Here is a 13,384-nt window from a genome sequence, read left to right as displayed (position 1 = left end):
GAGGTGGAGAAGGGATTGGTCCGAGAGCCGTGGACGGCTGGCTGGGTGGTGTCGGGCGGTCATGACCCTGGCTGTCGAGCGAACCGCTTCTGCAGCAGCACGGCGGCGATGATGATCAGGCCCTTGGTGAAGGCCTGAGCGGAGATCGAGAGGTTGTTGATCACGAACACGTTGGTGAGGGTCGTGAAGATCAGCACCCCGAAGACGGTGCCGACGATGGTGCCGCGCCCGCCGGCGAGCAGGGTGCCGCCGATGACGACCGCGGCGATGGCGTCGAGCTCGTAGAGCCCGCCGTGGGTAGCGCTGCCGGTCGTGGTGCGGCTGACCAGCATGATCGCGGCGATGCCGCAGCAGACACCGACGAGGACGTAGAGGAGCACGGTGTGGCGGCGTACGTTGATGCCGGCCAGGCGCGAGGCCTCCGGGTTGCCGCCGATGGCCAGGGTGCGCCGGCCGAAGGTGGTGCGGTTGAGCACGACCCAGCCGATCACGGCCACGATGACGAAGATCCAGACCAGGACCGAGATCCCGAGGATGTCGCGGGAGAACGCGTCGGTGAAGCCGGGCACGCTGAGGATCTGGGTCTTGCGCGCCGAGATGATCTCGGCCAGACCGCGGGCGCTGGCCATCATCGCGAGGGTGGCGATGAACGGCACCACTCCGCCGTACGCCACCAGCAGGCCGTTGATCAGACCGGCGCCCGCGCCGACCAGGAGCGCCGTGGTGACGATGAAGATCCAGTGGTAGTCGTTGGCCATGGCCTGCGTGGACAGCGTCGTGCACCAGACCGAGGAGAGCGCGACCAGCGCGCCCACCGAGAGGTCGATGCCACCACCGGTGATGACGAACGTCATCCCGATGCTGACCACGCCGATCACCGCCGCGAGGCGCAGGATCGTCATCACGTTGTCGACCGAGGCGAACCGGTCGCCGCCGGAGATGACGCCGACCAGGGCCAGCAGCGCCAGCGCCAGGACCAGGCCGAGGTTGTGGCCCGCGCCGCCGCGCAGCAGCCGAGCGACGCCGCCGGGCTCCGCCCGCCGCCCTCCGGCAGCCTCCTTCTCCACCCGGACCGTGTCCACCGGGGTCACAGCGTCTGTGGGGGTGTCGCTCATGCGACCTCTCCTTCCATCACGAGGTCCAGGACCTTCGACTCGTCGATCTCGGTGGCGGGTCCCTCGTGGACGACGGAGCCCTCGCTGATGACGAGGACCCGGTCGGCGAGACCGAGCACCTCCTCCACCTCGCTGGACACCACGACCACGGCGACACCTTCGTCGGCCAGGCGGCGGACGAGGTTGTAGATCTCGGTGCGTGCCCCGACGTCGACGCCCCGGGTGGGCTCGTCGAGGAGCAGCACCTTGCAGTCGCGCAGCAGCCACCGGGCGAGCACGACCTTCTGCTGGTTGCCGCCCGACAGGTTGCGGACCGGCCGGTCCACCCCGGCCGGGCGTACGTCGAGCGAGCGGCTGAGCTCCTCGGCGGCGCGGCGCTCGGCGCCGGTGTCGAGGAAGCTGCCCTTGGAGAACCGGTTCAGGGACGAGACGGTCACGTTGCGGTAGACCGCCTGGTCGAGCAGCAGCCCCTGGCTCTTCCGCTCCTCCGGGGCGAGGCCGATCCCGGCGGCCACCGCGGCGCGTACCGAGCCGCGGCGCAGCCGGCGGCCGTTGACGGTGACCGTGCCCGAGCTGGAGCGGCGGGCGCCGTAGACGGTCTCGAGGATCTCCGAGCGGCCGGAGCCGACCAGGCCGGCCAGACCGACGATCTCGCCGGCGTGGACGCGGAGGTCGACGTCGTGGAAGCGGTCGCCGGACAGGCCGGTGGCCTCGAGCACCGGCGTGCCGTCCCGACCGGGTGCGATCGCGGGGCGCTCTGGGAAGACGTACTCGATCTGGCGGCCGGTCATCAGCGTGATCAGCTCCCGGGTCGGGGTCTCCTCGACCGAGAGCCCGGTCGCCACGGTGCGGCCGTCCTTGAGGACCGTGATCCGGTCGCCGATCTGGCGGATCTCCTCGAGGCGGTGGGAGATGTAGATGATCGCGACGCCCTCCGCGGTGAGGCCGCGCATCACCCGGAAGAGGTTGTCCACCTCCTCCTGGTCGAGAACCGCCGACGGCTCGTCGAGGATGAGCAGGCGGGTGTCGTGGGACAGCGCCCGCGCCATGCTGACGATCTGCTGCCCGGCGGGCGAGAGGTCGCCGACCAGACGGTTCGGGTCGACCTCGCTGTGGCCGAGCCGAGCCAGGAGCGTACGCACCCGCTGGGTCGCCTCCGCCCGGCGGCTGAACCCGGCGGTGGCGAGCTCGTGGCCGAGGAAGATGTTCTCGGTCACGGTGAGCCCGGGCACCAGGTCGAGCTCCTGGTAGATCGTCGAGATGCCGCGCTTCATGGCGGCGACCGGCGTGGTCAGCCGGACCGGCTCGCCCTCCCAGAGGATCTCCCCCTCGTCGGGCTGGTACGCCGCCGAGAGCACCTTGATGAGGGTCGACTTGCCGGCGCCGTTCTGGCCGAGAAGGCAGTGCACCTCCCCCGCGCGGACGTCGAGGTCGACGCCGCCGAGGGCGAGCACGCCGGGGAACCGCTTCACGATCCCGGTCATCTCGAGCAGTACGTCACCCCCGTCTGCGCTGGCGGCGGGGCCGTCCGGCGACGGCTTCGGGGTCTGGGTCATCGGGTTCCTCCGTGCAGTTCGGGCAGGTCGGCGAGAACGGTGGGGTCGGAGAGCACCGGTTCCAGGGAGACCAGTGCGCCGCCGCGTACCGCGGCGGTGGGGCCGAAGGCAGAGATCGCGACCTGGGTGCCACCGGCACGCGGCGCGAGGACGTCGGCGGCGAGCCGCGCCTCGACGGCCGGGCGCAGCCACTCGCCGAGCACGGCGAAGTAGCCGCCGAGCACGACGGTGCCCGGGTTGAGCGTGTTGACCAGGACGGCGGCGCCCGTGCCGAGCCAGGTCCCGACCTCGTCCAGCGCGGCCAGGGTGCGGCCGTCGGCGAGCCGGGCTCGCTCGACCAGGGTGGCGAGGCGCTCCTCCAGGGTCAGCACGGGGTCGCGGACCGGGTCGTCGGGGTCGGTGGCCGCCTCGAGCAGCGCCCGCAGGCCGACCACGGTCTCCCAGCAGCCGGTGCGGCCGCAGCCGCACAGCCGACCGCGAGGGTCGACCGGAAGGTGGCCGATCTCGCCGGCCCAGCCGTGCCGGCCCGGGGCCACCCGCCCGCCGCTGACGATCGCGCCGCCCAGGCCGACCTCGCCGTAGAGCACCACCATGTCGGCGCGGTCGGGATCGGCCGGGTCGAGCTCGGCGGTCGCGGCGAGGGTGGCCTCGTTGGCCACGCGCACCGGCGGCACCGGCGCGGCGCCAGCGGCCAGCCGGCGGCGTACGTCCTCGGCGGCGTCGATGTCGCGCCAGCCGAGGTTGGGGGCGAGGGTGACCCGCTGCGTGGCGGTGTCGACGAGGCCCGCGACACCGATGGTGATGCCCGCGACGGTGGTGCCGGCGGTCCGCGCCTCGGCGAGGGCGTCGTCGACCAGGCCCGCGACCTCGGCCAGCACATCCTCCGGCGGAAGCCTGCGTCCGTCGATGCCGCGACGGAACTCGGCGATCACGGACCCGGCGAGGTCGACGGCGACGACGGCGAGATGGTCGACGTTGATCTCCGCACCGACCCCGCACACCGACCTGCCGACGAGCCGGACCTGGACGCCGGGGCGGCCGGCGCCGCGACGGTCGGCGTCCTCGCAGGTGACCAGCCCGAGCTCGGCGAGCTCCTCGATCAGTCCGGTCGCGACCGTGCGGGTCAGTCCGGTCTCCTCGGCCAGGCGCCCACGCGAGCGCGGGCCGCGGTCGCGGAGCGACCGCAGGAGCAGGCCCATCCGCGCGGCCCGCACTGCCGCCGGGTCGGCGGTGGCGGAGACCCGCACGGTGATGTCTGCGTCGCGCACGGGTGCCTCCTGTCCGGGGTGAAGGGGTCCATCACAGACACAGCCTGTGATGGCAGTCACAGAATTCGGTGACCGAGAGACAAACTAGTGACCGCGCTCACGTTGTACAACCCTTTCGCGGCGGTTTCTGCAAAGTTTCTGTCGAACTTTGAAAAGTGATTGGACAAAGTAGCCGAAAGGGGCACCCGGCCACGGCTGGCCGGATGCCCCTTTCAGGTCGATCGCGAGGGTCACTCGCTGGGTGCGATCACCACCTCGTCACTGCCGGTGAGCGCCGGGATGTCACCCTCGCCGGGGTCGGTGTACTCCGCCACGAAGACGGCGTTCAGATCGTCCTGCCCGGGGTCGTGGCCACCGGGGACGGTCGTCACGATCGAGCCGCTGCAGCCGTTCGCGGTGGACTGCGGGTGCCCGTGCTCGTCGTGGCCCAGGACGTACGTCACCGAGACCCGGGAGCAGTCGACGGCCTGGTCATCGGTCACCTCGACCTGGAACTGGACGGTGTCACCGAAGTGGAACGCCTCGCCGGGCGCCGGGCTGGTCGTCAGGGTCACCACCGGAACGTCGTTGCCGACGACAATGTCGACGTCCGCCGAGGCGTGCTTGCCGCGGCCCGCCTTGCCCTTGTCCGTGACGGTCAGCGTCGCACGGTAGGCCCCCGGCTCCTCGTAGGTGTGGGTGGCGGTCTTCCCGGTGGCGTCGAAGGTGCCGTCACCGTCGAAGTCCCACTGGTAGACGAGCTTGTCGCCGTCAGGATCGGTCGTCCCGGCGCTGTCGAAGGCGACAGTCAGCGGCGGCTGACCCGCGGTCTTGTCGGCGCTGATGACCGGCTTCGGGCTGTGGTTGCCGGTGCGGGCGATGTAGTCGATCCGGGAGACCTGGGCCTCCTCGTTCTCGCTGAAGAACCCGTCGCCGTACTCGAGCATGTAGAGCGAGCCGTCCTTGCCGAATTCCAGGTCCATCACGTTGTCCGTGACGAAGCTGGAGAGCACCGACTCGATGCCGGTGAGCTCGCCGTCGGCGTCGAGCCGCATGCCCTTGATGTAGTCCCGGCCCCACTCCGCGAACAGCGGGACACCGTCGTAGTACGCCGGCCAGGCGCCGGAGAGCGGGTCCTTCGTCGCGGACTTCCGGAAGTCGTATGCCGGTCCGGCCATCGGCGCGATGCCGCCGGTGCCGAGCTCGGGGAACTCCGCGGACTGGCCGTAGGTGTACCAGACCGTCGGCTGCGTCACCGGCGGGAGCTGGGTCAGACCGGTGTTGTGGCGCGAGTCGTTGACGGGCGCCTCGCAGTCGAACGCCGGACCCGAGACCCCGGTCGCGAAGTCGTAGTCGCGGTAGGGCAGCTCAGCGGTCGCGCACAGCGGCCAGCCGTAGTTGGCCGGCTTCGTGACGACGGTCCACTTGCCCTGGCCGGCCGGGCCGCGGTCCGGGTTCGCGGAGGAGGCGTCGGGCGAGTAGTCGGCCACGTAGACGCGGTCGGTCTCCCGGTCGATCTCGATCCGGAACGGGTTGCGCAGACCCATCGCGTAGATCTCGGGGCGGGTCTTGTCGGTGCCTGGCGCGAACAGGTTCCCGGCAGGGACGGTGTAGCCGCCGCCGGCCTTCGGCTTGATCCGGAGGAGCTTGCCGCGCAGGTCGTCGGTGTTGGCGGCCGTACGCCTCGCGTCGAAGGCAGGGCTGCGGTTCTCGCGGTCGTCGAGCGGGGCGTACCCGTCGGACTGGAACGGGTCGGTGTCGTCACCGGTGGCGAGGATCAGGTTGCCCGCGGAGTCGAAGACGATGTCGCCGCCGACGTGGCAGCAGCGCCCGCGGTCCACCGGTACGTCGATGATCTGCTGCTCGGTGGACAGGTCGATCTTGCCGCCGGCGTACTGGTAGCGCGAGAGCCGGATCGCACCCTTGAAGGGCTCGAAGTCGGCAGGCGTGCCGTACTCGGGGGCGTCACCCTCGTTGACGTCCGGCGTGGCCGGGTCGTCGACAGGGGTGTTCATCGGGGGCGAGTAGTAGACGTAGACCCACTTGTTGGTCCGGCCGTTGTATCCGGGGTCCAGAGCGATGCTCTGCAGACCCTCCTCGTCGTGCTGGTAGACGTCGAACTGTGCTGCGACGCTGTTGACGCCGGTGTCGGCGTCGTTGAGCCAGACCTTCCCGGCCCGGGTGGTGTGGAGGACATCCCCGTTGGGCAGGACCGCAAGGTCCATCGGCTCACCGGGGCGGTCGTTGAGGGTCACCTTCTCGAAGTCGGCGTCCGGCGGAGGGGCGGCCGTAGGGGCCGCGTCCGCGGACGTCGTGAGGGGGAGAACCAGGAGCCCTGAGACCACGGTCGTGGCGACGCTCCAGAGGGTGAATCTGCGCACGGTCCATCTCCTTCTCTCGCTGTCATGGAGGGGAGCGAGATCGTCCGCGAACGTATCGATGTGACGCCGGTCACGTCAAGTGACTTGCGTACTTTCGCAAGATGATTTCGAAAGATGGGACGATAGTGCGCCTCTGAGACGGCCGAGAGTGGTGTTTAGACCTCGCCGCTGCTGGGCGCGTACACCGAGGCGCTGATCAAGTGGGCGGCCCCGATGACGCCGCCCTCGTCGCCCAGCTCGCTGAGCACGATCGGGAGGTTGCCTGTCGCCAGCGGCAGCGAGCGGCGGTAGGTCACGCTGCGGATCTCGGCGAGCAGGCCATGGCCGAGCTTGCTGACCCGGCCGCCGATGACGATCAGGCCGGGGTTGAAGAACGAGACCAGGCTGGCCAGGACCTGGCCGATGCGGTGTCCGCTCTCCCGGATGAGCTGCACCGCCTGGGCGTCGCCGCGGGCCACCGCGATCGCGATGTCCTCGGCGCTCAGCTCACCCTTCTCCGCGAGCAGCTCGGCCAGCACGGGCGAGCGTCCGGAACGGGCCGCGGCGAGCGCCTCGCGAGCGAGCGCCGCCCCGCCGGAGAACGCCTCCAGGCAGCCGGTGTTGCCGCAGGCGCAGGTCGGCCCGAAGTCCTCGACGCGGATGTGTCCGATGTCCCCCGCGCAGCCGTCGACGCCGCGGTAGAGCTCCCCGTCGACGACGATCCCGCAGCCGATGCCGGTGCCGATCTTGACGTAGAGGAAGTCACGAGCGGTCCGGGCGACACCCGCGTGCTGCTCCCCTGCCGCGAGGACGTTCACGTCGTTGTCGAGCACGACCGGACAGCCCAGCTCCCGGGCGACCGCGTCGCGCACCGGGTAGCCGTCCCAGCCCGGCATGATCGGCGGCGACACCGAGACGCCGCGGTGGAAGTCGACCGGTCCGGGTACGCCGACGCCCGCGCCCATCGGCTCGGTGACGTCGTGCTCGTCCAGGAGCGCACGTACCTCGTCGAGGGCGGTCGCGAGCACCTTCTCCGGGCCGCTGCGGATGTCGCACGCCCGGGTGCGGGTGCCGATCACCGACAGCCGGCCGTCGGTGAGGCCCACCGACATGCTGGTGGCGCCGATCGAGATGCCGACGAACCGGATGTCCGGCGCGAGGTCGACCAGGGTCGAGCGCCGGCCGCCCCGGGAGGCCGCCGGCCCCACCTCGTGGGCCAGGCCCAGCTCGGTGAGCCGGCCGACCTCGGCCGCGATCGTGGTGCGGGAGACGTTCAGCCGGTCAGCGAGCTGAACCCGCGACAGCGGGCCCTCGTCACGGAGCTGGGCGAGCAGTCGTGCCTGCATGGAAGTCTCGGCCCGGCCGGCGAGTGAATGGCGCATACCGGCGATCCTGCCATGTGACACGCCTTCCTAGCCCAGGAGCGCGTCGACGAAGGCCTCAGGGGTGAACGGTGCCAGGTCGTCGGGACCCTCACCGAGGCCGACGAGCTTGACCGGAACACCGAGCTCGCGCTGCACAGCGACGACGATGCCGCCCTTGGCGGAGCCGTCGAGCTTGGTGAGGACGATGCCGCTGACCGCGACGGCCTCGCTGAAGACGCGGGCCTGGATGAGGCCGTTCTGGCCGGTGGTGGCATCGAGGACGAGCAGCACCTCGGTGACCGGGGTCTGCTTCTCGATGACGCGCTTGACCTTGCCGAGCTCGTCCATCAGGCCGGCCTTGTTCTGCAGCCGGCCGGCGGTGTCGACGATGACGGTGTCGACGCCGGTGTCGAGGCCCTCCTTGACCGAGTCGAACGCGACGCTGGCCGGGTCGGTGCCCTCCGGGCCGCGGACGACCTCGACGCCGACGCGCTCCCCCCAGGTGGTCAGCTGCTCGGCGGCGGCCGCACGGAAGGTGTCGGCGGCGCCGAGGACGACCTTGCGGTCCTCGGAGACCAGGATGCGGGCGAGCTTGCCGGTGGTGGTGGTCTTGCCGGTGCCGTTGACGCCGACCATCAGCACCACACCGGGGGCGCCGTCGGCGCCGCTGACCTGGAGCCGGCGGTCCATGCCCGGGTCGACCAGCTTGATCAGCTCGTCACGCAGCGCCGCCTTGGCGTCGACCTTGCCGCCCTCGACGCGCAGCCGGGTGCGCAGCCCCTCGACCAGCTCCTGGGTCGGAGCGACGCCGATGTCGGCGGTGAGCAGCAGATCCTCGATGGACTCCCAGGTGTCCTCATCGAGCCTGTCGGAGGAGAGCAGGTTGAGCAGACCGCGGCCCAGCGCGTTGGAGCCGGCCAGGCGCTGGCGCAGCCGCACCAGGCGGGAGGCGGTGCTCTCCGGCTTCTCGATGACCGGCGCGGCGGGCTCCGCGGGCACGGTCTCCGGCTCGGCCTCCCCGACCGTCGGCTCCTCGGGGCGGGTGATGACATCGGTCCCCGCCTCGGTCGGCAGCGAACGGTCCTTGCGGCGCCGGGTGCTGGCGACCAGACCGGCGATGCCGCCGCCGATGATCGCGACAGCGGCGACCGCGATGATGACGATGAGGGTGACCATGTCCATGGGCCTCATCCAATCAAACTAGCCCTGATTTTCCGTAGTTCCTGGCTTGCGCTCACCGAGCAGCTCGGTGAGGCGGTCCTCGCGGCGGGTCTGCAGCCGGGTGGCCGGGCTGAGCGTGGGGGCCGTGTCGACGGCCCGCTCCATCGCCTGACCGAGCTTGGTGGCGTACGGCATCTTCTGTCCGCGGTGGGGGAAGACCGTGTAGACGATCACGAGTCCGGCCAGCGCGACGATGAGCAGCATCGCCACGAAGATGACAAGGATGGTCGTCACTGGCTCGGCCAGCCTCCTTCTGGATACGCACGGACGGCGTCCACCCTCGCACACCTCGCGCCCGGAGCACACAACGGCACGCGCGGGCACGCGCGCCCGCGCCCGATGCATCCCGTCGTACGGCGCGGGATCTCGACAACGTCCACCGGGCCGGTAGTGTTTCACGGCATGAGGATCATCGGGACAATGATGGTCCGGGACGAGGTCGACATCGTCGCCGCGATGATCGAGCACCACCTGGACCAGGGTGTCGACACGTTGATCGTCACGGACAACGCGTCGGTCGACGGGACCACCGAGGTGCTCGAGCGCTACGCCGCCACGGGACGGGTCGAGCTCCATCACGACCCCGTCCACGAGAAGCAGCAGGGCAAGGTCGTCACCGCGATGGCCCGACGTGCCCGCACCCACTTCCGCGCCGACTGGGTCCTCAACCTCGACGCCGACGAGTTCCTGGTGCCCAAGGACAAGGGCCTGACCGTACGCCAGGCGCTCGAGGCCACTCCCCTGTCGCTGAACGCCTTCACCGTCGAGGTCGAGAACCTCGTCGGCCCGCCCGCCTGGACCGGCGGCGGCATCAACCGGCTCCAGTGGCGCGACCGGCGCTCCGACGAGCGCCTCGAGGCGGTCGGGCTCCATGCGCATCCGACGCCCAACGCCATCCACCGCGGCGAGTCGGACATCAAGGTCGTCCAGGGCAACCACTTCGTCTCGCTGATGAGCAACGGCCAGCCGCCCGACGAGGTCGCTCTCGAGGTGCTCCACCTCCCCTGGCGCTCCTGGGCCCAGCTGGAGCGCAAGGTGATCAACGCCGGCAAGGGCTACGAGGCCAATCCCGACCTGAAGCCGAGCCCGCGCCACCACGGGATGCGCGACTACCAGCGCTACCTGAGCGGCACGTTGCAGGACGCCTACCTCGCGCGCACGCCGACCCGGGCCGAGCTCGCCGCCGGCGCCTTCTCCGGGGACTACTCGTTCGACGACTGGCTGACCTACCACCTGCACATCGTGCTCGGCCGATCGCTCATCCCCGACCTCATGCGTGACGTGCTCGATCCGGAGAACGACAAGGCGGTGCCCGACGACGAGCACGCCCTCGGTGCCGAGCGCGGCCGGGCCGCACTGGCGGCCGAGCCCTACATCCCACCCCGCACACGCTGAAACTCTCTTCTCAGGAGGACCTGTCTTGCCCACCTTCAGGGGCGCCGTACGCCGCGGCCTCGCCGCCGCAGGTCTGCAGACCGTCCGTGCCGCCGACGCCGAGGCCGCGCGCCTGCACGGCCGGATCGACGAGCTCAAGCAGCGCAACCAGAAGCTGCGTACGAAGGTGGAGGGGCTGCAGGGCGACCGAAACCGCACCACAGCGGTGCCGGCCATCCCGGGCCTGGACCGGCTCGAGCTGCGTCGCGAGCAGGTGCTCGCCGGGGTCAAGCCCGACGCCCTGATCTTGGAGATCGGCCCCGCGCACAACGCGATCCTGCCCAAGCGGGACGGCTATGACGTACGCATCGTCGACTATCTCGACCGCGAGGGTCTGGTTCAGCGCTATGCCGGTTTCCCCCAGTACGACCCCGACGACATCGAGGAGGTCGACTACGTCTTCCGGCCGGGAACTCCCTGGTCAGACGTGATCCCGGAGCGCTTCGACCTCGTCGTCGCCTCCCACGTCATCGAGCACACGACCTCGATGATCGACTTCATCAACGAGTGCGAGAAGCTGCTCAACCCCGAAGGCGTGCTCGCCCTCGTGATCCCTGACCACCGCTACTGCTTCGACCGGTTCCGCGAGCGCGCCTCGCTCTCGCGCGTCATCGACGCCTCCCTCTACCCGTCCTCGGTGCACACCATGGGCGCGGTCATCGAGGAGCGGCTCAACGCGGCCAAGCACGGCGGCATCACCGCCTGGGGTCCGCGCCACAAGGGCGACTACACCTTCGCCCACGGCCTCGACGCCGTGAAGGCGAGTGGGACCGAGGCCCAGCGCGGGGAGCGCTACATCGACACCCACAACTGGGTCTGCACCCCCCACCACCTCCGCCTGCTGCTCCAGGACCTCGCCGACCTCGACTTCATCTCGATGCGGGAGACGTCCTTCCACGACACCGTCAAGCACGAGTTCTTCATCAACCTCTCCCCCACCGGCGAAGGCACCAGCCTCACCCGCGAGGCGCTCGTCGTCCTGGCCGACGACGAGCGCCGCGTCCTCGACCAGGCAGTCTTCGAGAAGTAGGTGTAGCCGAGTCGGCGCAACTGCGCGCCCTGGTGTAGCCGAGTCGGCGCAACTGCGCGCCCTGGTGTAGCCGAGTCGGCGCAACTGCGCGCCTTGGAGCGAAGCGAAGCGAGCGAGGCGCGCGGTTGCGCCGACTCGGCGCGTAATCCTCTACCTCATCGCCCCATCGCCCGAAGCGTCACCAAGGACGGCCGAAGCGTCGCTTAGGTCGGCCGACTTGGCACCGCCATGACGCCTCGGCCGGCGTAAGTGACGCCTCGGCCGACCGGCGTGACGTCTCGGCGGGTCAGCGGCGCCGAACCTCACGAAGCGCAAGCGCAGCGGCAAGGCCCACGACGACCCCGAGAAGCGTCTCGACGAAACGTGACCACAGCAGAGCGTCGACCGGCTGTGGGTGGCCGAGCTGGACCATCAGCAGCGAGAGCGGGGTGATGGCGACGAGGGCGAGGCCGTAGTGACGCCCGACGAGCAACTCGGTGACCGCTTGGAGCGCGGCGACGACCACCGCGACGACGAGCGCGGGGAGGGAGACCGAGAGCAGCACCGCTGCCAGGACCAGGCCGACCAGGGTGCCGACCACACGCTGCAGCCCGCGGGTCGTCTGCGCCAGCAGCCCGGTGACGCCGAACGGCACTGCCGCGGCCACCATCGCCCAGTAGGTGTGGCTGAGCCCGAGCGCGGTGGAGACCGTACCGGCGACCACGACCGCCACGACGACCGCGGTGGCGTGGTCGAGCCGTACCTCACCACGGCTCGCCTCGACCGAGGCTCCGCTGCCGACCAGCCGCTCCTCGAGCAGACCGAGGAGCACGGCGATCAGGGCCGCGGCGGCCGCCACGCCGACCGCCACCACGACCCCCGACGGGGTCACCGGGAGCGCGGCACAGGTCGCCACCGCGAACACCGGGAACATCGGTCCCGGAGGCCGCAGCACGAACCGGTCCGAGAGCATCGATCCGGCCGCAGCCCAGACCGCGGCAATGGGGATGACGAGCCAGGCCCGCTGCGAGAATGTCGCCACGAGCGCGCCGCACAGGACCGCGAAGCACATCAGCGCCCCGGCAGCGGCTTGGGTCCGCCACCGTCCCCGCAGAGGCTGGCGCCCGCCGTAGATCGAGGCGAAGGTGCCGAAACAGGCGTACGCCGCCAGCTCGATGTGTCCGGTCACGGCCAGCGCGATCAGCCCGACGAGCAGCGTCACGCTCGCGCGCCAGGCGGGCGAGTGGCTTCCTGGCGCCGGTGAGACCCGGAGTGACTCCTCCATCAGCCGCTCGAGCCGGCTCCGGTCGCCGCCCAACCCATCTCCCCCGTGCCGTACCGCCCTCATCGCACCAGACACCTTACGGCCACCCGGAACCACCAGATAGTCCAGGGAGTTTCCGTCCGTACCAGCCGGTCGAGCGACGGAAACTCCCCGGACTACCCGGCGGGTTCAGCTAAGCCGGTCGAGAAGCTCAGCGACACCGTCCCCGCGCAGGTCCGCCATCACCTCGCGCCTTCCGGCCATCGCCATGACCAAGTCGAGCAGGCGCCCGTTGATCTCGGGGCCGTCGCCGGCCACGAACTCGGCGTCGACCGCTCGGAGCCGAAGGCCCTGCACCAGCGACTTGCTGTTGACCGCGAAGTCCTTGGTGGCGAAGAACCCGGCGACAGCCGAGAGCCCTTCGGGGTCGGGGTCGTGCCGGATGCCGAGGGGCCGCCGGATGTCCTCGCCGTGCACGATCATCTCCCCCAGCCCGCCGACGCTCTCCTTCCGTGGCAGCGCGATGGGTCCGATCCGGGCGTACATCTCGAGCGTCTCCTCCGGCGAGGATCCGCGGAACTCCTCGAGCCGCCTGCGGTTGTGCACGGCCGGATCGAACCGCGCCCCGATCATGCTGCGCAGCCAGGCCGCGAACGAGAGTCGCGAGGCGGCGCCGAGGTGCGCGACGACCTCCTCCGCGTCCCACTCCCCGCAGAGGGTGGCCGAGCGCCACTGCTCGGGCGAGAGCGACCTCAGGTCATCGACCAGTGCGTCCCGCTCGCGCAGCTGGATCACCGACAGCTTCGTCATGCGG

General features: G+C 70.7%; 11 protein-coding genes. 2 read left to right on the top strand and 9 right to left on the bottom strand.

Translation table 11 applies throughout. From position 1 onward, the window contains the following. Window positions 1–59 precede the first annotated feature (59 nt). The 7 genes from ACIO3S_RS28095 to ACIO3S_RS28065 form a co-directional block, all read right to left on the bottom strand. Entirely contained in the window at window positions 60–1,115 is a 1,056-nt protein-coding gene (locus ACIO3S_RS28095) for an ABC transporter permease (RefSeq protein ID WP_400469769.1), read from the bottom strand. Beyond that, window positions 1,112–2,671, bottom strand: coding sequence for a sugar ABC transporter ATP-binding protein (locus ACIO3S_RS28090; RefSeq protein WP_400469766.1), 1,560 nt, complete (start codon window positions 2,669–2,671; stop codon window positions 1,112–1,114). Before ACIO3S_RS28090 ends, ACIO3S_RS28095 begins: the two co-directional genes overlap by 4 nt. After that, complete coding sequence (locus tag ACIO3S_RS28085) at window positions 2,668–3,939, bottom strand: ROK family protein (RefSeq protein ID WP_400469763.1); 1,272 nt, start codon at window positions 3,937–3,939, stop codon at window positions 2,668–2,670. The genes ACIO3S_RS28090 and ACIO3S_RS28085 overlap by 4 nt, the downstream gene beginning before the upstream one ends. Before the next feature lie 230 nt (window positions 3,940–4,169). Further along, window positions 4,170–6,299, bottom strand: coding sequence for a PQQ-dependent sugar dehydrogenase (locus ACIO3S_RS28080; protein ID WP_400469760.1), 2,130 nt, complete (start codon window positions 6,297–6,299; stop codon window positions 4,170–4,172). A gap of 155 nt (window positions 6,300–6,454) precedes the next feature. After that, window positions 6,455–7,660: an ROK family transcriptional regulator gene (locus tag ACIO3S_RS28075; RefSeq protein ID WP_160024504.1), complete on the bottom strand. Its 1,206-nt coding sequence runs from the start codon at window positions 7,658–7,660 to the stop codon at window positions 6,455–6,457. Between the two features lie 30 nt (window positions 7,661–7,690). Continuing rightward, window positions 7,691–8,824 carry a signal recognition particle-docking protein FtsY gene (gene ftsY, locus ACIO3S_RS28070; protein ID WP_400469906.1) on the bottom strand — a complete coding sequence of 378 codons (1,134 nt, stop codon included), beginning with the start codon at window positions 8,822–8,824 and terminating at the stop codon, window positions 7,691–7,693. 18 nt (window positions 8,825–8,842) lie between these two features. Beyond that, complete coding sequence (locus ACIO3S_RS28065; RefSeq protein WP_160024505.1) at window positions 8,843–9,097, bottom strand: hypothetical protein; 255 nt, start codon at window positions 9,095–9,097, stop codon at window positions 8,843–8,845. A gap of 168 nt (window positions 9,098–9,265) precedes the next feature. Between ACIO3S_RS28065 and ACIO3S_RS28060 the strand changes: the two genes are divergently transcribed. Beyond that, window positions 9,266–10,258 carry a glycosyltransferase family 2 protein gene (locus ACIO3S_RS28060; protein ID WP_400469756.1) on the top strand — a complete coding sequence of 331 codons (993 nt, stop codon included), beginning with the start codon at window positions 9,266–9,268 and terminating at the stop codon, window positions 10,256–10,258. Window positions 10,259–10,283: 25 nt separating this feature from the next. Beyond that, the gene (locus tag ACIO3S_RS28055) at window positions 10,284–11,327 is read left to right on the top strand and encodes a methyltransferase domain-containing protein (protein ID WP_400469753.1); all 1,044 of its coding nucleotides are present in this window, start codon (window positions 10,284–10,286) and stop codon (window positions 11,325–11,327) included. A 286-nt stretch (window positions 11,328–11,613) separates the two neighbouring features. Here ACIO3S_RS28055 and ACIO3S_RS28050 read toward each other — a convergent pair whose 3' ends face one another. Both ACIO3S_RS28050 and ACIO3S_RS28045 read right to left on the bottom strand, forming a co-directional pair. Next, a complete protein-coding gene (locus ACIO3S_RS28050; protein ID WP_400469750.1) occupies window positions 11,614–12,654 on the bottom strand; it encodes an FUSC family protein in 1,041 nt (346 codons plus the stop codon). A 105-nt stretch (window positions 12,655–12,759) separates the two neighbouring features. Then, window positions 12,760–13,380, bottom strand: a complete 621-nt coding sequence (locus tag ACIO3S_RS28045; RefSeq protein WP_400469747.1) for a maleylpyruvate isomerase family mycothiol-dependent enzyme — start codon at window positions 13,378–13,380, stop codon at window positions 12,760–12,762. Window positions 13,381–13,384 lie beyond the last annotated feature (4 nt).

The sequence above is a fragment of the Nocardioides sp. NPDC087217 genome (assembly GCF_044744805.1).
Taxonomy (GTDB): domain Bacteria; phylum Actinomycetota; class Actinomycetes; order Propionibacteriales; family Nocardioidaceae; genus Nocardioides.
The sequence above is the reverse complement of the archived record's forward strand: the minus strand, read 5'-3'. Positions and strand labels throughout refer to the sequence as shown.